The 23,614-nt window shown below is 71.1% G+C and carries 16 protein-coding genes, 1 pseudogene and 1 riboswitch; of the genes and pseudogenes, 13 read left to right on the forward strand and 4 right to left on the reverse strand.

Annotation, left to right across the window (positions count from 1 at the left end; translation table 11 throughout):
- The first annotated feature begins 4 nt into the window (after positions 1 to 4).
- A riboswitch (cobalamin riboswitch) is annotated at positions 5 to 140 on the forward strand.
- Between the two features lie 97 nt (positions 141 to 237).
- Entirely contained in the window at positions 238 to 3,966 is a 3,729-nt protein-coding gene (gene cobN, locus ACTWP9_RS22805) for a cobaltochelatase subunit CobN (protein ID WP_443248098.1), read from the forward strand.
- Here cobN and ACTWP9_RS22810 read toward each other — a convergent pair.
- A complete protein-coding gene (locus tag ACTWP9_RS22810; protein ID WP_443248099.1) occupies positions 3,927 to 4,748 on the reverse strand; it encodes a DUF998 domain-containing protein in 822 nt (273 codons plus the stop codon). The two genes, cobN and ACTWP9_RS22810, sit on opposite strands and share 40 nt — an antisense overlap.
- Before the next feature lie 23 nt (positions 4,749 to 4,771).
- Here ACTWP9_RS22810 and ACTWP9_RS22815 point away from each other — a divergent pair, with 23 nt between their 5' ends.
- The 3 genes from ACTWP9_RS22815 (at position 4,772) to ACTWP9_RS22825 (ending at position 7,742) form a co-directional block, all read left to right on the forward strand.
- Positions 4,772 to 6,016 carry a sensor histidine kinase gene (locus ACTWP9_RS22815; protein WP_443248100.1) on the forward strand — a complete coding sequence of 415 codons (1,245 nt, stop codon included), beginning with the start codon at positions 4,772 to 4,774 and terminating at the stop codon, positions 6,014 to 6,016.
- Entirely contained in the window at positions 6,013 to 6,738 is a 726-nt protein-coding gene (locus ACTWP9_RS22820; protein ID WP_443248101.1) for a response regulator, read from the forward strand. The genes ACTWP9_RS22815 and ACTWP9_RS22820 overlap by 4 nt, the downstream gene beginning before the upstream one ends.
- Positions 6,739 to 6,833: 95 nt before the next feature.
- Positions 6,834 to 7,742, forward strand: coding sequence for a glycoside hydrolase family 16 protein (locus ACTWP9_RS22825; RefSeq protein ID WP_443248102.1), 909 nt, complete (start codon positions 6,834 to 6,836; stop codon positions 7,740 to 7,742).
- Between the two features lie 48 nt (positions 7,743 to 7,790).
- Here the strand turns inward: ACTWP9_RS22825 and ACTWP9_RS22830 are convergent, their stop codons facing one another.
- Entirely contained in the window at positions 7,791 to 8,444 is a 654-nt protein-coding gene (locus ACTWP9_RS22830) for a histone deacetylase (RefSeq protein ID WP_443248249.1), read from the reverse strand.
- 116 nt (positions 8,445 to 8,560) lie between these two features.
- On the opposite strand from ACTWP9_RS22830, the gene ACTWP9_RS22835 reads away from it, so the two are divergent.
- On the forward strand, positions 8,561 to 10,750 hold the full coding sequence (locus ACTWP9_RS22835; RefSeq protein WP_443248103.1) for a UvrD-helicase domain-containing protein: 2,190 nt from the start codon (positions 8,561 to 8,563) through the stop codon (positions 10,748 to 10,750).
- A gap of 61 nt (positions 10,751 to 10,811) precedes the next feature.
- Here ACTWP9_RS22835 and ACTWP9_RS22840 read toward each other — a convergent pair whose 3' ends face one another.
- Positions 10,812 to 11,120: a DUF7677 family protein gene (locus tag ACTWP9_RS22840; RefSeq protein WP_443248104.1), complete on the reverse strand. Its 309-nt coding sequence runs from the start codon at positions 11,118 to 11,120 to the stop codon at positions 10,812 to 10,814.
- Positions 11,121 to 11,376: 256 nt separating this feature from the next.
- On the opposite strand from ACTWP9_RS22840, the gene ACTWP9_RS22845 reads away from it, so the two are divergent.
- From ACTWP9_RS22845 to ACTWP9_RS22870, 6 genes and pseudogenes are all read left to right on the forward strand, one after another.
- Positions 11,377 to 12,750: a DedA family protein gene (locus ACTWP9_RS22845; protein WP_443248105.1), complete on the forward strand. Its 1,374-nt coding sequence runs from the start codon at positions 11,377 to 11,379 to the stop codon at positions 12,748 to 12,750.
- A 242-nt stretch (positions 12,751 to 12,992) separates the two neighbouring features.
- On the forward strand, positions 12,993 to 13,328 hold the full coding sequence (locus tag ACTWP9_RS22850; protein ID WP_443248106.1) for a hypothetical protein: 336 nt from the start codon (positions 12,993 to 12,995) through the stop codon (positions 13,326 to 13,328).
- A 137-nt stretch (positions 13,329 to 13,465) separates the two neighbouring features.
- A complete protein-coding gene (locus ACTWP9_RS22855; protein ID WP_443248107.1) occupies positions 13,466 to 16,156 on the forward strand; it encodes an AAA family ATPase in 2,691 nt (896 codons plus the stop codon).
- 55 nt (positions 16,157 to 16,211) lie between these two features.
- Positions 16,212 to 16,581 (forward strand): annotated as a pseudogene (locus tag ACTWP9_RS22860) (6-pyruvoyl trahydropterin synthase family protein).
- A gap of 433 nt (positions 16,582 to 17,014) precedes the next feature.
- Positions 17,015 to 19,246 carry an RNA degradosome polyphosphate kinase gene (locus tag ACTWP9_RS22865; protein WP_443248108.1) on the forward strand — a complete coding sequence of 744 codons (2,232 nt, stop codon included), beginning with the start codon at positions 17,015 to 17,017 and terminating at the stop codon, positions 19,244 to 19,246.
- Positions 19,247 to 19,363: 117 nt separating this feature from the next.
- Complete coding sequence (locus ACTWP9_RS22870) at positions 19,364 to 20,647, forward strand: CHAD domain-containing protein (protein WP_443248109.1); 1,284 nt, start codon at positions 19,364 to 19,366, stop codon at positions 20,645 to 20,647.
- A gap of 87 nt (positions 20,648 to 20,734) precedes the next feature.
- Here the strand turns inward: ACTWP9_RS22870 and ACTWP9_RS22875 are convergent, their stop codons facing one another.
- Positions 20,735 to 21,550, reverse strand: a complete 816-nt coding sequence (locus ACTWP9_RS22875) for a class I SAM-dependent methyltransferase (RefSeq protein ID WP_443248110.1) — start codon at positions 21,548 to 21,550, stop codon at positions 20,735 to 20,737.
- 182 nt (positions 21,551 to 21,732) lie between these two features.
- On the opposite strand from ACTWP9_RS22875, the gene mshA reads away from it, so the two are divergent.
- Positions 21,733 to 23,100 carry a D-inositol-3-phosphate glycosyltransferase gene (gene mshA / locus ACTWP9_RS22880; protein ID WP_443248111.1) on the forward strand — a complete coding sequence of 456 codons (1,368 nt, stop codon included), beginning with the start codon at positions 21,733 to 21,735 and terminating at the stop codon, positions 23,098 to 23,100.
- Positions 23,093 to 23,593 carry a YbjN domain-containing protein gene (locus ACTWP9_RS22885; protein ID WP_443248112.1) on the forward strand — a complete coding sequence of 167 codons (501 nt, stop codon included), beginning with the start codon at positions 23,093 to 23,095 and terminating at the stop codon, positions 23,591 to 23,593. The genes mshA and ACTWP9_RS22885 overlap by 8 nt, the downstream gene beginning before the upstream one ends.
- Positions 23,594 to 23,614 lie beyond the last annotated feature (21 nt).

The raw sequence follows: 23,614 nt of genomic DNA on the forward strand, positions 1-23,614 counted from the left end.
CCCGTAACATGGCCCTCGTCGCCGGTGACGGCGACAGGGAGGAAGCCGGTGCGAATCCGGCGCGGTCCCGCCACTGTGAGCCCGGCCACCAGCACGCACGGCCGGGTGAGCCAGGAACTCCCTTCCCCGAGCTCTCGGATCCTCCCCCGGCCTTCGGCCGGGAGGTGCCCCGGGAGCAGGGGAGACCCACCCAACACCACCCGGGGCGCGGACACCCCGAGGAAGGGCTACCGCAGCATGCCGATCCTGCTCCTGTCGACCTCCGACACGGACCTCCTCAGCGCCCGCGCGGCGAACGCGACCGCAACCGCGACCGCGACCGCCACCTCGACGTCGAACGCGACCGCGACCGCAGCCCCAGCGCAGAGCGACAGCTCCGCCCCCCTCGCCTACCGCTACGCCAACCCGAGCCGGCTGTCCGAGGACACCCTCGCCGAAGAACTCGACGCCCTCCTCGAGGGCGTCGACCTCGTCGTCGTACGCCTCCTCGGCGGCCTCCGCGCCTGGGAACCCGGCATCGAGGCGCTCCGCGCGACCAGCCTCCCGCTCGTCGTCCTGACCGGCGAACAGGCACCGGACGCCCAGCTGATGGCCGCGTCCACGGTGCCGATCGGCGTGGCGGCCGAAGCCCACGCCTACCTGGCGCACGGCGGCCCCGCGAACCTCGTCCAGCTGGCCCGTTTCCTCTCCGACACGGTGCTGCTCACGGGGCACGGCTTCGAGCCCCCGGCCCCGGCCCCGTCCTGGGGCCATCTGGACCGCGAGCCCGCATCGCAGCGCCCCGCGGCGGAAGATGCCCCCACCATCGCCGTCCTCTACTACCGCGCGCACCACATGAGCGGCAACACCGCGTTCGCCGCGGCGCTCTGCGACGCCGTCGAGGCGGCGGGCGGCAAGGCGCTGCCCCTCTATGTGGCCTCGCTCCGCGCGCCCGAACCCGAGCTCATCGAGGAACTCCGCGCCGCCGACGTCATCGTGACCACGGTGCTGGCGGCGGGCGGGGCCGGCGGCGCCAAGCCGGCCGACGCGGGCGCGGGCGGCGACGACGAGGCGTGGGACGCGGGCGCGCTCACCACCCTGGACGTACCGATCATCCAGGCGCTGTGCCTCACCGCGCCCCGCTCCGACTGGGAGCAGAACGACGAGGGCGTCTCCCCTTTGGACGCGGCGAGTCAGATCGCCGTACCGGAGTTCGACGGCCGCCTCATCACCGTCCCGTTCTCCTTCAAGGAGATCGACGCGGACGGCCTGCCGTCCTATGTGGCCGACCCGGAGCGCGCATCCCGTGTCGCGGGCATCGCCGTACGGCACGCACGGCTGCGCCACATCCCGGCGGCGGACAAGCGGCTGGCGCTCGTACTGTCGGCGTACCCGACCAAGCACTCCCGGATCGGCAACGCGGTCGGACTCGACACCCCGGCCAGCGCGGTGGCGCTGCTGCACCGCCTTCAGGCGGAGGGCTACGACTTCGGCGACACCCCCATCCCGGGCGTCACCACCCAAGGCGGTGACCATCCCGGCGACCCCCTCATCCGCGCCCTCATCGACGCCGGTGGCCACGACCAGAACTGGCTCACCGAGGAGCAGCTGGCAAAAAACCCGGTCCGCATCCCGGCGGCCGACTACCGCCGCTGGTACGCAACCCTCCCGCAGGAGCTCCGTGACGCGGTGGAGGAGCACTGGGGCCCGCCGCCGGGCGAGATGTTCGTGGACCGTACGCACAATCCGGACGGCGACATCGTCCTGGCGGCGCTGCGCCACGGCAACCTGCTCGTCCTCATCCAGCCGCCCCGCGGCTTCGGCGAGAACCCGATCGCCATCTACCACGACCCGGATCTGCCGCCGTCCCACCACTACTTGGCGGCCTACCGCTGGATCGCGGCGCCCCAGGCCGAGGGGGGCTTCGGCGCGGACGCGATGATCCATCTGGGCAAGCACGGCAATCTGGAGTGGCTGCCCGGCAAGAACGCGGGGCTGTCGGCGGCGTGTGCGCCGGACGCCGCGCTGGGTGATCTGCCTCTCGTCTATCCGTTCCTGGTCAACGACCCGGGCGAGGGCACCCAGGCCAAGCGCCGGGTGCACGCCACGCTCGTCGACCATCTGGTGCCACCGATGGCCCGCGCCGACTCCTACGGCGACATCGCCCGCCTCGAACAACTCCTGGACGAGTACGCGCAGATCAGCTCCATGGACCCGGCCAAGCTGCCGGCGATCCGCGCCCAGATCTGGACGCTGATCCAGGCGGCCCGGCTCGACCACGACCTCGGTCTGGAGCAGCGTCCGGACGACGACGGTTTCGACGACTTCCTGCTGCACGTCGACGGCTGGCTGTGCGAGGTGAAGGACGCGCAGATCCGCGACGGCCTGCACGTTCTGGGTACGGCCCCGGCCGGCGAGGACCGCGTCAACCTGGTCCTCGCCATCCTGCGCGCACGCCAGATCTGGGGCGGCAGCAGCACTCTGCCGGGCCTGCGCGAGGCCCTCGGTCTGGACGAGTCGGCGGCCACCCGTACCACTGCCGACGAGGCGGAGGCGAAGGCCCGTGCGCTGGTCGAGGCGATGGAGGCGGCGGACTGGGACCGGCAGGCGGCCCCCCGTGTCGCCGCGGGCCACCCGTCCCAGGTGGCCGACATCCTCGACTTCGCGGCCCGGGAGGTCGTCCCGCGCCTGGCGGCCACCACCGCCGAACTGGACCACACCGTCCACGCGCTGAACGGCGGCTTCGTACCGGCAGGGCCGTCCGGGTCGCCGCTCCGCGGTCTGGTCAACGTCCTGCCGACGGGGCGCAACTTCTACTCCGTCGACCCCAAGGCCGTCCCCTCCCGCCTCGCGTGGGAGACGGGACAGGCCCTCGCCGACTCCCTCCTGGAGCGCTACCGCACCGACAACGGAGCCTGGCCCACCTCCGTCGGCCTCTCCCTGTGGGGCACCAGCGCCATGCGCACCGCGGGCGACGACATCGCGGAGGCCCTGGCGCTGCTCGGCGTCCGCCCGGTGTGGGACGACGCATCGCGCCGTGTGACGGGCCTGGAGCCGATCCCGTACGAGGAGCTGGGCCGTCCGCGGATCGACGTCACCCTCCGCATCTCCGGCTTCTTCCGTGACGCGTTCCCGCACGCGGTGGCGCTGCTGGACGACGCTGTGCGGCTGGCGGCGTCCCTGGAGGAGCCGGACGACCGCAACCACGTACGCGCCCACACCCAGCAGGACCTGCGCGAACACGGCGACGAACGGCGAGCCACCACCCGTATCTTCGGCTCCCGCCCCGGCACCTACGGTGCGGGCCTCCTCCAGCTGATCGACTCCCGCGACTGGCGCACCGATGCGGACCTGGCCGAGGTCTACACCGTCTGGGGCGGCTACGCCTACGGCCGCGACCTCGACGGCCGCCCGGCGCGCGGCGAGATGGAGACGGCGTACAAGCGCATTGCCGTGGCCGCCAAGAACACCGACACCCGCGAACACGACATCGCGGACTCCGACGACTACTTCCAGTACCACGGCGGCATGGTCGCCACCGTGCGTGCGCTGCGCGGCACCGCGCCCGAGGCGTACATCGGCGACTCCACCCGGCCCGAGACGGTGCGCACCCGCAGCCTCGTGGAAGAGACCTCCCGCGTCTTCCGCGCCCGCGTCGTCAACCCCAAGTGGATCGAGGCGATGCGCCGCCACGGCTACAAGGGAGCCTTCGAGCTGGCCGCCACCGTCGACTACCTCTTCGGCTACGACGCCACCACCGGAGTGGTGGCCGACTGGATGTACGACAAGCTCACCGAGACGTACGTCCTGGACGAGACCAACCGCGCCTTCCTCCAGGAGTCCAACCCCTGGGCCCTGCACGGCATCGCCGAGCGCCTGCTGGAGGCCGAGTCCCGCGGCATGTGGTCCAAGCCCGACCCGGCCACGCTCGACGCGCTGCGCCAGATCTATCTGGAGACGGAAGGCGAACTGGAAAGCGACGAGTAACCGCGGAATATCGCCGACGCCATGACGAGCGTCCACCCCTGAAGTGCGAAGGCCGCGATCCGTTCCATGCCGCCCAGCCCGATCCCGGGATCGAGCTGGGCGAAGAACATCCACGCCGCGAGCAGCGCGGCGGCGGCGAAGGCGAAGGTAATGTGCCGCAACTTGCCGAACAGGGAGTTTTTCGGCATGAATCCGGTGCAGAGGAGTCCGATATTGCCCACCCCCATGATGAGGAATGCGCCCAATACATGAAGGTCCTCGTCGACGTCCGCGGGAACAAAGCCCACCAGGCACCATGCGGCGGCGTTGATGAGAAACAGAATGCGTGCGGTGCGCGACATCCGGCTCCGGCCCCAGCACACCCTGGTCAGCAGTGCGCCGACCAGGAGCAGTACGCCCTGGACGACGAAGGATACGTTCATGGCGTCGTGCAGCGGCGAGCACACGTAGCGGGGACGTGAGACGTCCCAGGTCCGGCAGTGGACGTTGCCCAGGTCGCTGATGTTGTAGCTCTTCCAGCTGTAGGGCGTGCGCCAGGCGGATTCCACGACCAGTTGCACGACGAGGAACTGCACGGCATTGAGAACCCATGCCGCGGCACCGATTCTGGCCGCCACCGAAGTGCGGTCCATTGCGTGTGTCCTTGTTGTCAGCTTCGATTTCACGATCACCCGCACAACGTCGCAGCCGACGGCGCCCGAGCGCATCGCTGTGCCGAGCGGTTTGCGAACCGCCTTTTTCCGGGAGGCCGTTCTGGCTCCTTCGGGGGAGGTGCCCCGCACAGCCCGACGGTACTGTTCCGGCCGTGGGCAAACTGATTCGGCCGCTCTTCGGCGCAGCCACATACCGGGGCTGGATATACGCACTTCTCGGCGCTGCCATGAGCCTGCCGCCGTTGACGCTGGCGCTCTTCGCGACGCCTCGCCAATGGCCGCTGCCGCTCCGCCTCGTGGGGTTCACCCTCGCGCTGGCCGTGCTGGTGGTGGCCCTGGGCTCCCCTCAGGCGGCGCGCCGGGGCTGCGTACGGCTGGCCAACCGGTTGCTGGGCACCGATCTTCCCGCGCCGCCGGAGGCACCGGCGTCCCGCTGGGCCGACCGGTTCCGCACAGCGGGATGCCTGGCGGTGCACATGGCTCTCGGCGGAGCCGTGGTCACGGTGACGGGCCTTGCGGTGTTCACGGCCGTCGTGTTCCTCGCGGTCTGGCTGGGTGGCGGTGGCCCGTTGGCGGCCTTCGGGGCGGCCGTGCAGGTGGAGCCGGGCCCGCGGGGACTGTGGGCACCGGCCGCGTTCGCCGGGTGCCTGGCGCTGGCGGGGTACATCACCGCAGGCGGCACGGTGGTGCTGCGGCTGCTCGCGCCGGTCTTCCTCGGTCTGCGGCCCGCCGATCGGCTGGCCGCCGCCGAACGGCAGATGCACGCGCTGGCTCAACGCAACCGGCTCGCCCAGGAGTTGCACGATTCGATCGGGCACACCCTGACGGCCTCCACCATCCAGGCCGCCGTCGCAGGGGAGCTCATGGACAGTGATCCGGAGGCGGCCCGACGGGCCCTCAACAGCATCGAGGAGACCTCCCGTGCCGCCATGGACGACCTTGACCAGGTGCTCGGTGCCCTGCGCGAGCACCGGCCGACGACGGCCCCGCAGCGCACGCTCGCCGATCTCGGCCCGTTGACCGAGCGGGTCAGTCAGGCGGGTGCCGGGCTCAGCGTGGAGACTCACGGGGATCTGACCCAGGTCCCGGCCACCGTCTCACGAGAGGCGTACCGGCTCGTCCAGGAAGGTCTCACCAACGCGTTGCGGCACGGCAGAAAGACCGGGATCGGCTTGCGGGTCGCCGCGCTGGACGGCCGGCTGGAGGTGGAGGTCACCAACCCGGTGGACGACACGGTGCGCTTCCGGCCCCATAGGCAGCAGCACGGGCACGGGCTGACGGGGATCGCCGAGCGGGTGCGGTTGCTGGGCGGCGAGGTGTCCGCCGGCCGCATGGACGGCGAAGGCCACCCGCACTGGCGGCTGGCTGCGCGGATACCACTACGGTCGGCGCCATGACCGCCGACAGCGCGCCGAGCCAAGCCCCAGCGCCGGGCCGGGCCCCGACCCCGCCGTCCGAGCAGCGGGTGACCGTCCTCATCGTCGACGACGACGAACTCACGCGCACCGGGCTGCGGGCCCTGCTGACGGCCAAACCCGATCTGGAGGTGGTCGGCGAGGCCGCGGACGGAGCCGAGGTGTTTCCGATGGTCACGCGGCTGCGCCCCGATGTGGTCCTGATGGATGTGCGCATGCCGGAGGTGGACGGTATCGAGGCGACGCGTCGGCTGCGGACCGCGTTGTCCGACCCGCCGAAGGTCATCGTGATCACCACGTTCGAGAACGACGAGTACGTCTACGACGCACTGCACATCGGCGCCAGCGGCTTCATCCGCAAACGAGCACCGGCACAGCAGATCGCCCACGCCATCCGGCTGGTGGCCACCGGGGACTCCGTGCTCTTCCCGGACACCGTCCGCAGGCTCGCCGTCGGCCGGGCCGTACGGCGGGACGCCGCCGACAGGACGGGTGCGCTCACCCCGCGCGAGACGGAGATCCTGCGGCTCATGGCGGAAGGGCTGTCCAACCAGCAGACGGCCGGTCGGCTTCGGGTGAGCCTGGAGACCGTCAAGACGCATGTGGGCAACGTGCTGACCAAGCTGGGCGCCAACAACCGCACCCAGGCGGTCATCCTGGCCTACGAGGCCGGTCTGATCGACTCCGGCGGGCCCGAACGCTAGCCCAGGGCAGTATTCGCCAAGTTCCCTCCCTGATAAGGGAGTTACTGCCGTGAAAGGCGTGCGCGGAAGGGGTGGCAGGGGCATACTCTCCGGCCATGAAACGGAAACTGGGGCTCAAGACCGCCACCGCGCTGGCGGCTGCCTTCGCATGCATATGGATGGTGGCCGGGCCGGCCCCGGCCGAGGAGACGCCCTCCGAGGATGCGTGCAAGACGACGGACAACACCATGCCGTCAGGGGACTGCGGGAAATTCCGCCAGGTGTTCGCGGAGAACTTCAGCGGCGACACCGTGCCGGTCGGCTCGTTCTCCGACTGCGACCACAACGTCGACACCGCCGACGCCTACTGCGGCGGCCTCAGCGGCGAGTACCGCGCCAACTGGTGGGCGTACCCGACCGGCTGGTACGACACCGCCCACCCGAACAACCACAGCAACGGCAACGACCGCAAAATGGGCGGCGAGTACCGCGCCGACAAGACGGTGTCCGTCTCCCCCTCCGGCTACGACGGCACCGGCACCATGAAGGTCGACATGTACCGGCCGCAGACCGGCGACGACAACTACGTGGGCACCGTCGTGCCCCGCAAGTGCATGGACCGCGCTTACGGGAAGTACACCGAGCGGTTCAAGGTGACCCGCATGGACCCGGGCTTCAAGGCGGCGCACCTCTTCTACGAGGATCCGCACGAGATGGACTTCCCCGAGGCCGGCGGCAACTTCAACGACGACAAGATCTCCGCCTTCACCCACCCGAGCGAGGAGAACGTCGACACCGGCGCCTCCTGGACCACTCCGCACACCACGTCGATCGAGTGGACGCCGGGCAAGGTGAAGTACTTCCTGGACGGCAAGCTGGTGAAGACCGCCACCCGCGACATCTCCTCCTCCCCGATGGACTGGGCCCTCCAGAACGAATCGGCCCTCTCCGGTGCCTACGCGGCCCGGGGCGCCCACGCGGCGATCGAAACCACTTGGGTGACCTGCTACTCGTACAAGTCCTGACCCCTGATCCCTGACGTGGCCCATGGGTGCGCCGGGGACGGAGCGGAGCTACTCGCCGACCAGCTCCAGAACCGCCCCGGTCGACCAGTGCCCCTCCGCCCCCGGCGCCCCGGAGAGATACCGGGCCACTGTCTCCGCAGTCCGACCACCCGCCTGCAACAGCCCGGAGGCCAGATACCGGACGTACGCCGCCGCCGGAGCCACGTACGGCACCTCCCCCAGCCTCCACGGGGCGGTGAACGTCAGTACCGGGTGCTCCGCCAGCTCCCCGGCGTACACCAGCGTCTCGTACCGCCCCTCGCCGAGCGACACCCTCCCGTGCGTCAGTACGCCGGACAGCTCCAGCTCGGCGCCCGGCTCCCGGTACATCTCCTGCGCCGCGATGTCGGAGAACTGTCCCGGCGTCACCAGATGCGCCACCGCGAAGGTGCGCCCCTCGGCAGCCGGGTCGTAGAACGCCCGTCCGCCGCCCCACACCGGTGACGTCGTCGCGAAGTACACGGCGCCGGGCAACTCGACCGGCACCGACTCCGTCGGCATCGTCCGGTCCCGGCACCCCGGATACCACCGCTCGGCGCCCCGGGGCCGCCCCCCACAGATGTAGGCCCGCAACCGCTCCCGGTGCATGTTGGACCCATAGGCGGCATACCACACCTGCTGCGGTTGCCCTGCCCGAGCCGCTGTCCGCCGCACCACCTGCACTGCATCCACCTCCGCACCGTCATGCGCTTTCCGTGCAATTTCTGCCGTCCGTGCGCCCTGCCGTGGTCGTTGCTGACCGTTCTATGATCGCTACTCCGTGTACGAGGGGGCGTGGTATGGCGGTTGGTGGATCGGCGTCGCGGCGGGCGCAGGAGGCGCGGCGGCAGGAACGGCTGCTGCGGGAGCAGTGGCAGGCGGCCCGACAGCAGGCACGTCGCTGGGAGGCGGCCAGCGAGGGCGAACGGCGCGTTGCCGCACAGCTGTTGATCCTTACAGCGCGGGGGTGGCGGCTGCTGGTGGACCGCAGATGGCCGGGGACGCGTGCCGCCAACGTGGACATGCTGATGATCGGTCCCGGCGGCGTATTCGTCCTCGACGTGAAGAACTGGCGTTTCGCGCCGGAGACCGCGAACGGCAAGCTGAGCGCGGCCGGTGAGCCGCGCGACGAGCACGTCACCAAGCTGCTGGCGGTGACGAAGGCCGCCGAGGGCGCTGTGGCGTCGCTGGGAATGTCCCCGGTGGCGGTCCAGCCCCTCATGGTCTTCGCGGGCCACGGGGTCGACACCGAGCTGGGCCGGGTCCGGCTGCTGGGGGAGCGCGAGGTCGGCCGGGCGCTGCTGTCGGAACGCCGCCGACTGCGCCCCGAGTCGGTGCGCGCCATCGCCGATCACCTGGATCGGGTCTTCCCGGAGTACGAGGGCTCGTCCGTCGTACAGGGCACACCGGACGCACGGGGTGCACAGGGCGCACGCGATGCACAGGGCGCACGCGATGCACGGGGTATACCGCCTGCCCAGCACGGACCGGCCGCCGCGCCGACTGCCGCCGCGTCCGCCGCCGCGTCCGCCGCCGATCCACCGTCCGACGGGCTCTTCGATCTCGACGGTCTTCGCGAGGCCGCTCTCGAAGAAGCACTGCGGGCCCCGATCGAGCAGTGGATGACGTTCCTCCACCCCGACCAGGTCGCCCTGGTGCGGCGCAACTGGGCGGGCCCGGCCCGGATCAGCGGCCCGGCCGGCACCGGCAAGACCGTCGTCGGCCTGCACCGCACGGCGCGGCTCGCCCAGCGGACCACCGGCCGGGTGCTGTACGTCACGTTCGCCAACAACCTCCCGCGGGTGCAGTCGACGTTCCTCAGGACCATGTCCCCGGCGGTGGCCGACAGGGTCGACTTCCGCAGCCTGCACTCCTTCGCACAGGAGTTCCTGCACGAGTGCGGCGTTCCCGTCCGGCTGCACGGGGACAAGGCCGAGACCGCCTTCAGCCTCGCCTGGACCCGGGTCGGACGCGACAGCTGTCTTGCCGAGATCGACCCGGCCCCGCGCTACTGGCGGGAGGAGATCGACCACGTCATCAAGGGCCGCGGCATCACCTCCTTCGAGGAGTACGCCACCGTGCCCCGTCGCCGCCGCCGCGCCGGCCTGCGCCGGGCACACCGGCAGGCCGTATGGCAGCTGTACGAGGCGTACGAGTCGCTGCTCGCCGAGCGCAAAGTGCACGACTTCAACGACGTGCTCTCCCTCGCCCTGGCGGAGGCCCGCCGCCGCGCGGGACAGCACCCGTACGCGGCCGTGGTCGTGGACGAGGTGCAGGACCTGACGCTGGTCGGCGTGCGGCTGCTGCACACCCTCATCGGCGACGTCCCCAACGGACTGCTGCTGGTCGGCGACGGCCAACAGGCCGTCTACCCGGGCGGGTTCCGGCTGACCGACGCCGGCATCGACATCCGCGGCGACCGCGGTCAGGTACTGCGCACCAACTACCGCAACAGCAAAGAGATTCTGGAGGCGGCGCTGACGGTCGTCGCCGAGGACACCTTCGAGGACATCGACGGACTGCGCACCCCGGGCCGCCGCGACGTCGACCTGACGTACCACGACGGACAGGTGATCCGCGTCTGCGAACCGACCCCGGCGGAACACGACCGGGCCCTCCTGGAGGCCCTGCGCACCCTGCCCCCGTCCTCCCGTGCCGATGCCGCGATCCTCTGTCCCTCCATCCGCGCCATCGGCCACTACCAGCGGCTCCTCGAACGCGCGGGCATCCCGGTCTGCCTGCTGGAGCAGTACGACGGCCGCACCGTCGACGCCGTGAAGCTCGGCAGCTACCTTCGGGCCAAGGGCCTCGAATTCAAGAGCGTCTACCTGCCCGAGCACGACGCAGCGCTCACCCGGCCCCCCGCCACGGCCACAGCCCCGCCCTCGTCCGAGACGGCGGACGAACGCAACGAACTTGCCCGCAGCCAGCTCTTCGTCGCCATGACCCGCGCCCGCGACCTGCTGTGGCTGGGCAGCGTACGCAGGTAGCCCGGCGAGGCCCGGCGCCCTGCTCGGACGTCAGGTGGCATGACGTCAGGGGCCGTTGAAGTCAGGGGCCGTGCAGTTCGGTCTCCCATGCCTGGAACGGCGGCTCGATCCGGTAGCCGGGGTCGCAGAAGCCACGGATCCACTGGGCGGCGCGGTACTGGGCCTCTCCGTCGTTCAGCACTTGTCCGCTCTCGTCGACCTGCAGCACATTGGCGTAGATCGCGAAGACCGTCTCCAGCGGAGAGCCGAACCGGAAGAGCGCCGGCCGGTAGTCGATGCCGTCGAGCAGCTCGACATCAACGGTCCCGTTCGCCAGATAGAAGGCGAAGAACCGAAGCGATGCGCGTACGTCGACAGGAAGATGTCCCACAGCCCCATCATGCCTGCCCGCGCACAGCACCCCGGCGCTCCCCACCTCCCTCCGCCGATCTTCGGTGCCGGCTCCGACTTTCGTAGGGGAGCGGCGTCGCACGACGACGGATTCGCCGCGGCACACCGCATTCCAGCATCGGGGCGATGAAGCACTTGACCGCGTTGTGCCGCATGACCACACCACATGGCACGACGGCAGCACCTGTCTTCCCTCATGGCCGGGCCGGGGCCAGGTCCGGGGCCGGGGCCGCCTGGTGACCGCCCTGCTCGACGCCCTCGGCCAGGCGCCCCCGGCAGCCGCGTACGCGTTGCTGGCGACGGCCGTACTCGCCGAATCCGTGCTGTTGGTGGGCGCTTTCGTACCGACCCTCACCCTGCTTCTCACGGCCGGGGCGCTGGCCCGTACCGAGCAGCTCGGCCTTCTTACGGTGATCGCGGTCGCCGCGTGCGCCGCGATGGTGGGCGACTTCCTCGCGCACCGCACCGGCTGCCTGCTCGGCGACCGGCTGCGCACCTCACGGCTCGCCCGCCGGATCCCCGCCGGTGCATGGCGACGGGCCGAGGCGCTGATGGCCGGGCACGGCGGCCGGGCCGTGTTCTGTTCGCGGTTCGTTCCCGTGCTGCGCACCCTCACCCCGCACGTTGCGGGAGCCACCCGCGTGCCGTACCAGCGCATCGCCCCCTACAGCGCCGTGGCCACCCCGCTGTGGGCCGCCGCCGAGGCCGGAGCGGGATTCACGGCCGCTTCCGCCCAGCGAGCCCTCACCCTGGCGGGCCCCGCCCTCACTGCCGTCCTCGCGACAGCGCTGGCCGCGATCGTCCTCGTTCGGGCAGTCAGCCGCCTGCGCCTCCGCCGCCACCGTGCAATCATCCCCACCATGCTGGAGATCCCCGGATACGCACACGGCCCCCTCGTGGAAGGCAGCGCGTACCTGGACCAACCCCTGTTCTGGCCGGTGCACCTCGGTTCGTGTCTGCGCGGCGAAGAGGCACAGAGAGCCGCGTTCGGGGCCGACTGGGACGCTGCCATGGATCTGTACCGCGCGCTCTCCGCCGCGCACGAGTGGCCCGTGTTCGAGGTGACTCTCCGTTCCGGCCACACCCTCTACATCGTCTACCGCAACCTCGACGGGGACCCCGGGGTGGACTACCTGATCAACCACCCGACCTGGTCCACAGCGGAAACCCTCGCCGTGGACGACGGCCACTTCATGGGCCCCGGCATGGCCTGGCACGAGCTCCTGAACACAGCTGCCCAGCCGACGCCGGACGGCGAAACCCACATCAGCGCCCGCCTGCTGCTGCTCTTCCCCACACTCGGCGACACGCAGCTCTCCGACGACGCGGTCGCTACTCTCACCACCGCCCTTGCCGCTCGTACGCAGATCGAAGAACCCGCCGAAGTAGCGAAGATGCTCCTCTCCGCCCAGGGCCAATGGGAGCCCGCCGACTGGCACTCGGCAGCCGGCTCATGGATCAACGACGGCAGGCATTCCCACCGCAACCCTCACAACGCCTTCGCGCTGCCCGCCGAACGTCTGCGAGAGATCAGCGCCGCACTCAACGACGACAAAAGCCCGACCGCCGCCCCAACGCGTGCGGGAAGCGCTCGAGGAACCGGGGGCTGAACTCGGGCCAGTCCCTTGGGGTCGAACTGGTTGCCTTCCCGGCAGGCCAGCCGGTTAGGGTGGACGAAGTCGCCTGCTCCGCATGCCGGTTCGCTCGCCGCGAGACTGCCTTACGGCACTGCGATACGGACGACGTTGACCACGTGGCAGTGGGCGGCGCGACCGATGAAGGGGGAACGGCGGTCGGGCGGGGAGGCGTGACACCCACGGTCGGACCGCTGTGCTACACGAGAGGTGTTGACATGCGAAACACGCTTCGGCGGACCGGGGGAGTACTGGCGGCGACGGTGATGGGCGGTGCCCTGCTCGCCCTTGCCCCATCGGCTCAGGCCGCGTCGTACAGCGCTCCGGTCGGCGCCTCCGCGGAGGGGCCCAGGTGCACGCTGGTCCGTCATGACGCGGTCAACTACGAGGTCAGGAACGAATCGTCCGAGCCCTCGCTCTGCGAGGTCCAGCGGCTCGACGGCTCGCCGAGCCACAGGCTCTGCGTAGCACCTCACAGCGCCGTTCCGCAGACCGGGCTCTCCAGCATGAACCCCGAAACCTACGCCGTGTACGTCGGCACCTGCCGCCCGTAAGCCACCGGATCGCACGAAGCCTGTCGGCTGCCCGCCGACGGCACGGCCGCGCACTCTTGGCCCGTGATCTACGGTGGGGTGTCAAGTGACGTTGTGGGTACGGGTGTTCCGTGGCGGAGGACTGGACGGGGGCTGTAGTGCGAACCGGGTTTGTCGACCGCGTAGAGCACATGGACGAGTTGCACTCGCTGCTGGCGGACGTGGCCGAGAGGCGTGGCGGCCGGGCGATCGTGATCGACGGCGTCTCGGGCATGGGCAAGTCGGCGCTGCTGCGGGCATTCGAGACGGAGGTCCCCGCATCCCGCGAGCGGGGCGCCTGCCGGGTTGTGTCCGCGCGGTGTCAGCCGTCGATCGGGTCGGGGCTGCACTACGGGGCAATCGTCGAGCTTCTCCTGCAGTTGGCCGAGGACCAGGAGGTCAAGCAGCCAGGTGTCTTTCGTAGGCTGCTGAGCTTCACAGGGCAGGGCGTCGTCCGTTCTGCGCCGGAGGTGCTCACCGCGCTGGTCCCCGGATTAGGTGCGCTGTTCAGCTTGGGCAAGGAGGTCGCGGAAGCATCGCTGGCCTCGGGATCGATGCCGTTCGACAGCCTGCTGCCGTTCCAGCAAGGAGCAGCCACACAGATCGTGGATGCTCTGCTGGACCTCGTTCGGCAGGGCCCGCCCACTGTCGTGCTCATCGACGACGTTCAGTACGGCGATCCCAGCAGTTTGCTGGTCCTCGACCGTTTGCTGCGACGGCTGCCCGGCGAGCCGCTCGGCGTGGTGCTCAGCCATACAACGGACGGAGCGTACGCCGACGGTCCGGGCGCCATGGTCGAGGATCTGCTGCACGACTGGGCGAAGGACGGACTCCTGCGAAGGAGGGTGCTGGACGGTCTGCCGCGTGAGGCGGTCGCCGAGTTGGTGCGCTCCCGGCACCCGGACGCTCCGCCGGCTCTGTCGGAGCAGTTGGTCCGGCTCACGGCCGGCCACGCCGTCTTCGTCGCCCTGTGCCTGGAGGAGTGGAGTCCGAACGCCGGGCCCCGGGTGCAGCTGCCCCGCAGCTTGTCGCGCGTGGTGGAGGACCGTCTCCGGCTGCTCACCGAGTTCGACCGCGAATTGCTGATGATCGGGGCGACCCAGAGCGAGACGTTCCTGTCGCGTACGGTTGCCGAAGCCCGGGGAGCGCCGCACGACGAAGTGATGGAGCGGCTACGGCTGATCGCCGCTCAGCACCGGCTGATCGTGCAGACGGAGCCTCCTCGATGGGCGCGGTTGGACGCCTCCGACTGCTACCGGTTCGAGCATGGCGCCCTTTGGGGCGTGGTGTACGACCAGCAGACTCCTCAGCAGAAGCGATCCCGGCACGCCCGGATCGCGACGGCCCTCACGTCCGGCCCGCTGGACGGCATGCCGCTGGAACGTCGACTGGAGATTGCCCGCCACCTGCGTAGCGGTGGCGCCGAGTGCTTGCGCGCCTCCGCAGAGGTCCACTACGGGCTGGCGCGGGACGCCGCGATGGAAGGGCTGTCCTTCGCCGAGGCGGAGCGGCACTGTGAAGAGGTGATCAGGGCCGTCCGTGATCTGCCGGAGCAAGCGGAGAGCCGGGACCGGTGGCTGGTTCGGGCCGTGGAACTGCTGCTGTCACTGACCGAGGTGCGCTGGCGCGGCCAGCACCAGCCGACCGGCGGACCGGATATCGACGCGCTCGCTGCCGAGGCCGAGGGAGCAGCCAGGCGCTGCGGCAACCCGGAACTGGCGATCCGTACGACGCTGCTGCGCGGCAAGACCCTGCTCGCGACCCAGGGTCTGGTGCCGTCCCTGGACAAGCTCCGCGCGGCTGTCGAGCTGGCCGAGGAGCACGGCGATCCCGTCCCGCTCTTCGTGGCCCGCGTCGAATACGGACGGCAGGTGTCCAAGCGACGGTTGGCCGACGGTCTGGCACAACTGCGGGAGGCGGAGCGCATGTACGCCTCCGATCCGCGCCTCGGCGGCACCGGCGACCCGGTTCTTCAGCATGCCCGCAACCTGGGGGAGATGCAGCTCGGGATCACCCTCTTCGACAGCGGGCACCTCAGCGAGGCGCTGAGCCGGGTGATCCGCTGTGTCCATCGGCTGCGTAACGAGCCGCTGAAGGCCGAGCTGCCCATCGCGCTCAACTATCTGGCACAGGTGCACGCGGGTCTCGGCGGCTACGGGGAAGCCGAGGAGGCCCTGCGCGAGGCTCTCGACCACGAGGCCGGCCGCGGAGGCGACAGCGGCTGGCACGCCTACAACAAGGCGCTGCTCGCCCACCTTCTCGTCCAGCAGCCGCTGCGGCGTGACCAGGCTCTTGAGCTGATCGCCGACGCCTGGGCGGAGACGGAGCGGACCTGGCTGGCCAACCTCGTTCCCATCGTCCGCAATCTGTACGCCGAAGTCCTGCTGGTCGCTGCTGACGGACCCGGGGAACTCCTTGACCAGGCCGACCGTCTGGCGGTAGCCACCTGCGTCGAGACCCGGCGCAGTGGCATGATCCGCAGCGAGATCGCCGCGCACTCCCTGCGTAGCCGCATCCTGCTGCGGCAGGGCAACACGGCTGCCGCGCAGGATCAGGCCCGTCAAGCCGTTCGCATCCTCGATGAGGTCGGGGACATGCCCGCCCTGCGTACAGAGGAGGTCCTGTACCACTCCGCCGTCGTACAGGCCGCCGAGGGGCCACGGGAGGAGGCGCATGCATTGCTGGAGCGGGCCCGGCGCGAGGTTGCTCGCAAGGCGGACCTGATCGCCGAGGACTCGCTGCGCGACCGTTTCCTCAGGCAGGACCACCTCAACGAGGCCATCCGTGAGGGCAGAGGGGTCGGCCGGTGACCAGGGAGGACAGCCTCAGAGGTGCCCCGACGGCAGGTGGCAGACTGGTGCCGTCATGCTGACGATCACCAAGGAGTTCCACTTCTCGGCCAGCCATGTCCTCGACCGACTGCCGAGCTGGCACCCCTGTGCCCGCATGCACGGCCACAACTACGTCGTCGTGCTGGAGCTGTCCGCCCGTCGTGAGGACCTCACCGACGTGGGGTTCGTCCGCGACTACCGCGAGCTCGATGCCTTCAAGAAATGGCTGGACGACACCCTCGACCACCGCCACCTGAATGAGGCGATGGGGGGGAATTTCCCCAACGGCCGAAAATCTCGCCTCATGGATCTACGACCTCTGGACCGAGCGATTTCCGGAGTTGACGGCGGTCAGGATCTCTGAGACACCCAAGACGTGGGCCGAATACCGGCCGGAGCGCTGATCGGCGGCGTCAAGGTGAACGGGCTGAGCCGTGGCGGAAGTTCGGGTCGCCTGCGGGGTCCTTGTCCACGGGCACCGTCTTCATGTTCTTCCACTACGCCTTGATTGGCCCCTTGACACTCCGGGGCCGACCTCCCCGGATGCCATGGTGTCCGGTGCCCTGGTGGCCTTACGGTCGGTGACCGAGGCAGCACCGTTGATCAGGGGCCGGGGTCGTCAATGCCCGGCACGGCGCCAGGTGGCTCGGCACCGGCGGTGGCCAGGAGGTCACAGCAGAGAAGGGGGAAGGAAGAGGCGCCCCGGCCGGCAACCCTCGGCACCCCGCGATGCCATGTCGGCGTAACCGTTGATTCAAACTCTCGTGCGAGCCTCGCGGAATGGCCCGGTCCTCCCTGGCAGAGAGCCTCGCAGCGCACAGCACGGACAATGGCGGTATGAGCCAGCCCGGAAATGTCCACGGCAATGTCCCCGGCAAAGTTTCCAGCAATGTGCCCGGGGCGGGCCCCGACCTGGGCCTGGACCCGGACCTCGACTCCGACGCCGATGTGTACGAGGGGGGCCGGGACCGTCCGGATGGAGATCCGGCGGCGGACGACCTGCCCGCGGACCGCTTTCTGGACCGCGAACGCAGCTGGCTGGCGTTCAACGCGCGCGTGCTCGAACTCGCGGAGGACCCCGAGACGCCGCTCCTGGAACGGGCCAACTTCCTGGCGATCTTCGCGGGCAATCTGGACGAGTTCTTCATGGTCCGCGTCGCGGGCCTCAAGCGCCGGATAGCCACCGGTGTGGCGACCCGCAGCGCATCCGGGCTCCAGCCGCGCGAGGTGCTGGAGGGGATCTGGAGCCGTTCGCGGGAGCTCATGGCCCGGCACGCCGCCTGCTACCAGCAGGACATCGCCCCGGCCCTGGCCGCCGAGGGGCTGCATCTGATCCGCTGGGCGGAGCTGACCGAGAAGGAGCAGGCCCGGCTGTTCACCCTCTTCCGGCGGCAGATCTACCCGGTCCTCACCCCGCTCGCGGTCGACCCTGCCCACCCGTTCCCGTACATCTCGGGGTTGTCGCTCAACCTGGCGGTGGTCGTCCGCAACCCCGTCAGCGGGCACAACCACTTCGCGCGGGTCAAGGTGCCGCCGCTGCTGCCGCGCTTCCTGGAGGCGTCGCCGCACCGCTACGTCCCGCTGGAGGACGTGATCGCCGCGCACCTGGAGGAGCTGTTCCCCGGCATGGAGGTGCTGGCGCACCACATGTTCCGGGTGACGCGGAACGAGGACCTGGAGGTCGAGGAGGACGACGCGGAGAACCTGCTCCAGGCCCTGGAGAAGGAGCTGATGCGGCGCCGGTTCGGTCCTCCCGTACGGCTGGAGGTGGAGGAGTCCATCGACCCGTACGTCCTCGATCTGCTGATCCGCGAGCTGAAGGTGAGCGAGGCGGAGGTCTGTACGCTGCCCGGCCCGCTCGACCTGACCGGGCTGTCCGGGATCGCGTCCGCCATGGACCGGCCGGAGCTGAAGTACCCGAAGTTCGTGGCGGGCACCCACCGGGACCTGGCGGAGGTCGAGTCGGCCTCGCCGCCGGACATCTTCGCGGCGCTGCGCGAGCGCGACGTACTGCTGCACCACCCCTACGACTCGTTCTCCACCTCCGTGCAGGCGTTCCTTGAGCAGGCGGCGGCCGACCCGGACGTGCTGGCGATCAAGCAGACGCTGTACCGCACCTCGGGCGACTCGCCGATCGTGGACGCGCTGATCGACGCCGCCGAGTCCGGCAAGCAGGTGCTGGTGCTGGTCGAGATCAAGGCGCGCTTCGACGAGCAGGCCAACATCAAGTGGGCGCGGAAGCTGGAGGAGGCGGGCTGCCACGTCGTCTACGGGCTGGTCGGGCTCAAGACGCACTGCAAGCTGTCGCTGGTGGTGCGGCAGGAGGGCGAGGTGCTGCGCCGGTACGCGCATGTGGGCACCGGTAACTACCACCCCAAGACGGCCCGGCTGTACGAGGACCTGGGGCTGCTGACCGCCGACCAGCAGGTCGGCGCCGACCTGTCCGACCTGTTCAACCGGCTCTCCGGGTACTCACGGCGGGAGACCTACCGCCGGCTGCTGGTCGCCCCGCGCTCGCTGCGGGACGGGCTGGTCTCCCGTATCCAGAAGGAGATCACCCACCACCGCGCCGGGCACGAGGCGTACATCCGGATCAAGGTCAACTCGATCGTGGACGAGACGGTGTGCGACGCCCTCTACCACGCCTCCATGGCCGGGGTGCCGGTGCAGGTGTGGGTACGGGGAATCTGCGCGCTGCGGCCCGGGGTGCCGGGGCTGAGCGAGAACATCCAGGTGCGCAGCGTGCTGGGCCGGTTCCTGGAGCACTCGCGGGTCTTCTGCTTCGGCAACGGCGGCGAGCCGGAAGTGTGGCTCGGCAGCGCCGACATGATGCACCGCAACCTCGACCGGCGGATCGAGGCGCTGGTGCGGGTCACCGACCCCGGGCACCGCGCCTCCCTCAACCGGTTGCTGGAAAGCGGCTTGTCGGGCACCACGGCGTCCTGGCATCTGGGCCCGGACGGCGGGTGGACCCGGCACGCGCACGACGAGAACGGGCAGCGGCTGCCCAACGTGCAGGAAATGCTGATCGAGGGGCGGCGGCGCAAGCGTGGTCCGACGACGACGTGACGTGCAGGGCCGCGTGGCTGTTGGGGGGCTGAGGGCTATGCAGCGACGTGTGTGCGGTTCGGCACGCGCGCGCGGTGCGGGGAACGCGCGCGGTGCGCGGAAGGGGACGTGAACGCGATGGGACGGAGCCGGGACGTGGTCGTCGGGTCCGGGCACGGCACGCGGGAGCCCGCGCAGCCGGCCGGGACGGGCACGGCAGGGGGCACGGCGACAGATCCGGCCACGGGTACGGCGACGAACGCGCCCACCCGTACGGCGACGAGCGCGCCCACGGGTACGGCCGCCGAGGTGCTCGGCGGGTATCTGCACGAGCGCGCCGCGGAGTTCTTGCGCGGGCTGCGTGCTCATGCGCAGGGCGCGGGCGCCGGGGGCGGCGGGGGAGGGGCCGGCGGGAGCGGTGCGGCGGACCCCGCGCGGGCCGCGGCGTCCGTCGACGTCCTCCGTTCGGCCGCACGCCGGCTGAACGGGGCGCTGCTGACCTACCGCCCGCTGCTCGACCCGGCCTGGGCCGACAACCTGCGTACCGAGCTGAGCTGGCTGGCGGGCGTAGTGGCCCGCGAGTACGCCTACGCGGCCCGGCTGGAGCGGCTGCTGGGTGCCCTGCACCGGTTGGCGAGCGGCGGGGGAGCGGGCCGCGAGGGCGTCGAGACGGGTGCCAGGCCCGCAGGTTCGTCCGCGCCCCCGCCCAGCGGCGTGGGACGGCAGACGACCGGTGGCGGCGGCCGGGGCGGCGCGGCGACGGGTGGCGGCCGGGGCGGCGCGGCGACGCATGAGCGGGGCGCGCTGCCGGTGGGCGCGGCCCGCGCGGGCGCGCTGCTGGAACGCCAGCTCACCCTCTCCCGTACGCGCGCTCATTCGGCCGCGCTCCAGGCGCTGGGCTCGTCCCGCTTCCATGCGGTCGCCGACGCGGTGGCGCTGCTCGCCTCCGAGGCTCCGTTCCGCCCGGGCGGCGAGAGTGCCGACCAGCCCGCCGGTGCCGTCCTGCCCCCGCTGGCCGACCAGGCCCGCCGCCAGCTCACCGAGGCCGTCGCCGCGCTGCCCCTCTCCCGCGCCGGAGCCCCGTACAACGCCGACGGACTCTCTCGCTCGCTGGCGACCGAGGCCCGGCAGGACGCGGTCTGGGACCACGTACGGGTCCTGCTGCGGCTGCATCGTTACGCACAGGAGGTGCTGGGCCCCTCCGCCGAGCCCGAACCGCGGCTACGCCCTACGGGCGAGGCGCTGGAGCGGCACCGGGAGGCCGCCGCGGCGGCGGCTGCTGCCGCTTCGGCCGCTGCGACCCCGCGGATTGCCCCCGCCACGGCCTACGCCCTCGGCGTGCTGCACGCCGACCAGCGCCTCGAGGTCGAGGCCGCCCGCTTCACTTTCGGCCACCATTGGATGGAGGGCGGCCCGCTGTAGGGGACGCGCCCCGTAAGGGGCGCGGGGAACTGCGCGACCAGCCAGAACGCGCCCGCAGCCTGCGGACGGCGGAAAGGGGGCACCCCCTCACCGCGGGGCAAGTGCCGACCAGCGAACTGTCACCTCACCCTGACGCCACCGCCGAGGCCCATCGGCGAGCGGCCAGCCCGCGGCGAGGGCGCGGACGGCGCGCACCCAGCGCTGGCGGGCGCTGAGTGCGCCGTACGGGGCAGCCGCCGCCCAGGCGCGATCGAAGTCGGCGAGGAAGGCATGCACCGCCTCGCCGGGCACATTGCGGTGTATGAGCGCCTTCGGCAGCCGTTCGGCCAGGTCGGAGGGGGTGGCCAGGGTGGCGAGGCGGGCCGCGAAGGTGACCGTCCTGGGGCCCTCGGGACCGAGCGCCACCCACACGTGCCGACGGCCTATCTCGTCGCAGGTGCCCTCTATCAGCAGCCCCCCGGGCGCCAGCCGCGCACACAGCCGCTGCCACGCGGGGAAGACCTCCGCCTCCGGGTACTGGCGCAGCACGTTCGCCGCACGGATCAGCGTCAGCCCGTGGCCGCCGGGGACGGGGAGCTCGAAGCCGCCGCGTACGAAGTTGAGCCCCGTACGCTCGTACGGGCGGGCCGCCGCGACCCGCTCCGGGTCGATCTCGACGCCGTACACCCGCGCGTCCGCGCGCACCTTGCGCAGCCGTTCCAGCAGTTCGACGGCGGTCCAGGGCGCGGCCCCGTAGCCGAGGTCGACGGCGGTGGGCGGGGCGGCGGAACGGCGGAGCGCGGGGCCGTGCGCGGCGGCGATCCAGCGGTCCATCCGCCGCAGCCGGTTCGGATTCGTCGTTCCGCGCGTGACCGTACCGACCGGGCGTCCGAGTGGACGGGACGGTGCAGGGGTACGCGGCATGAGTCGAGCATACGAGGGCATACAGCGGCATCCGGTGGTCACATTTTGGCAAAGTACTCGGAAAAGCGGGAAGAGGAAGCAACCTTTCCGCTGTTCCCCGTCGAGGGCCGCACCCGGCCTGGTCCCGTACCACACCCCGTACCGCACCGTCCGCAGTCCGCAACGGAGGAGGCATCGGAACCGTGAGCCACTACGTGTCCCGGCTCGGTCAGTGGCGCGGCGCACGCTCCGCGCTCCCGCACCAGCCCAGGACCCCGTTGCTGCGCTTCCCCGGCCCCCGCCGTGCCCGCCGCGTGGCGATGCTCAGTGTCCACACCTCCCCCCTCCACCAGCCGGGGACGGGCGACGCGGGCGGCATGAACGTCTACATCGTGGAACTGGCGCGGCAGCTCGCCGCGCAGGGCACCGAGGTCGAGATCTTCACCCGCGCCACGACGGGCGCACTCGAACCCACCGTCGAGCTGGCCCCCGGCGTCCTCGTACGGCACATCGACGCGGGCCCCTACGAGGGCCTGTCCAAGGAGGAGCTGCCCGCGCAGCTGTGTGCCTTCACACACGGGGTGATGCAGGTGTGGGCAGGGCAGCGGCCCGGCTACTACGACCTGGTGCACTCGCACTACTGGCTCTCCGGGCATGTCGGCTGGCTCGCCGCGCAGCGCTGGGGCGTCCCGCTGGTGCACGCCATGCACACCATGGCGAAGGTCAAGAACGCGGCCCTGGCCGAGGGCGACACCCCTGAGCCGGCAGCGCGCGTCATCGGCGAGATGCAGATCGTGGGGGCCGCCGACCGTCTCATCGCCAACACGGCCGAGGAGGCGGGCGAGCTCGTCCACCATTACGAGGCACCCGCCGACCGCACCGCCGTCGTGCACCCCGGCGTCAACCTCGACCGCTTCCGCCCGGGTGACGGCCGGGCCGCGGCCCGCGCCCGCCTCGGCCTGCCCCAGGACGCGCTGATCCCCCTGTTCGCCGGACGCATCCAGCCGCTGAAGGCCCCCGACGTGCTGCTGCGCGCCGTCGCCCTGCTGGTGGACGAGGACCCCTCGCTACGGCACCGGATGGTCGTCCCCGTGGTGGGCGGACCCAGCGGCAGCGGGCTGGCCAAGCCGGAGGGGCTTCAGAAGCTCGCAGCGCGGCTGGGCATAGCCGACCTGGTCATGTTCCGGCCACCGGTCGGCCAGGAACAGCTCGCCGACTGGTACCGGGCGGCGTCCGTGCTGGTCATGCCGTCCTACAGCGAATCCTTCGGCCTGGTCGCCGCCGAGGCGCAGGCGTGCGGCACCCCCGTGGTGGCCGCCGCCGTGGGAGGGCTGCCGGTCGCCGTCCGGGACGGGGTCAGCGGCTATCTGATCGCCGGTCATGACCCCGCGGAGTACGCCCGTGCCCTGCGCCGCTTCTCCGCCGACCCGGGTCTGGCCGAGCGGCTGGGCTCCGCCGCGGCCCGGCACGCGGAGGGCTTCGGCTGGGGTGCGGCGGCGGAGGCCACCGCGGAGGTGTACGCCGCCGCGTTGCAGGAACGGCGGGGTCGCCTACGATCGCCGCATGGGTGACGTTGCTGCCGCCGCGCGGGCGGCGATCGAGCAGACGCTGAAGGACGCCGAGCTGGAGTGGGAGAGCCCCGCGGACGGCACGTACGTCGTCACGCTCCCCGGCACCCGCAAACTGCGGACCACCTGCTCCCTGGCGGTCGGCGCACACTCCCTCTCGGTCAACGCCTTCGTCGTCCGCAACCCCGACGAGAACCACGCCGCCGTGCACCGCTGGCTCCTGGAGCGCAACACCAAGCTGTACGGCGTCGCTTACGCGGTGGACGGACACGGCGACATCTATCTCGCAGGGCGGTTGCCCCTGGCCGCCGTCACCCCGGAGGAGATCGACCGCCTGCTGGGCAGCGTCCTGGAGAACGCCGACGGCTCTTTCAACACCCTGCTGGAGATGGGCTTCGCCACCGCCATCCGCAAGGAGTACGCCTGGCGCACCTCGCGCGGCGAATCCACCCGGAATCTGGACGCGTTCACACATCTGACGGAGCGGAAGCAGTAGGTCCCCGCGCCCCGAAGGGGC

It is taken from the genome of Streptomyces sp. 3N207, from assembly GCF_052246355.1.
Lineage (GTDB): Bacteria > Actinomycetota > Actinomycetes > Streptomycetales > Streptomycetaceae > Streptomyces.

Coding starts and splice junctions, on each gene's coding strand:
- ACTWP9_RS22835 (WP_443248103.1), top strand. CDS start 8,561: ATGGCGGTTGGTGGATCGGCGTCGCGGCGGGCGCAGGAGGCGCGGCGG.
- ACTWP9_RS22820 (WP_443248101.1), top strand. CDS start 6,013: ATGACCGCCGACAGCGCGCCGAGCCAAGCCCCAGCGCCGGGCCGGGCC.
- ACTWP9_RS22865 (WP_443248108.1), top strand. CDS start 17,015: ATGAGCCAGCCCGGAAATGTCCACGGCAATGTCCCCGGCAAAGTTTCC.
- ACTWP9_RS22885 (WP_443248112.1), top strand. CDS start 23,093: ATGGGTGACGTTGCTGCCGCCGCGCGGGCGGCGATCGAGCAGACGCTG.
- ACTWP9_RS22825 (WP_443248102.1), top strand. CDS start 6,834: ATGAAACGGAAACTGGGGCTCAAGACCGCCACCGCGCTGGCGGCTGCC.
- cobN (WP_443248098.1), top strand. CDS start 238: ATGCCGATCCTGCTCCTGTCGACCTCCGACACGGACCTCCTCAGCGCC.
- ACTWP9_RS22870 (WP_443248109.1), top strand. CDS start 19,364: ATGGGACGGAGCCGGGACGTGGTCGTCGGGTCCGGGCACGGCACGCGG.
- ACTWP9_RS22875 (WP_443248110.1), bottom strand. CDS start 21,550: ATGCCGCGTACCCCTGCACCGTCCCGTCCACTCGGACGCCCGGTCGGT.
- ACTWP9_RS22850 (WP_443248106.1), top strand. CDS start 12,993: ATGCGAAACACGCTTCGGCGGACCGGGGGAGTACTGGCGGCGACGGTG.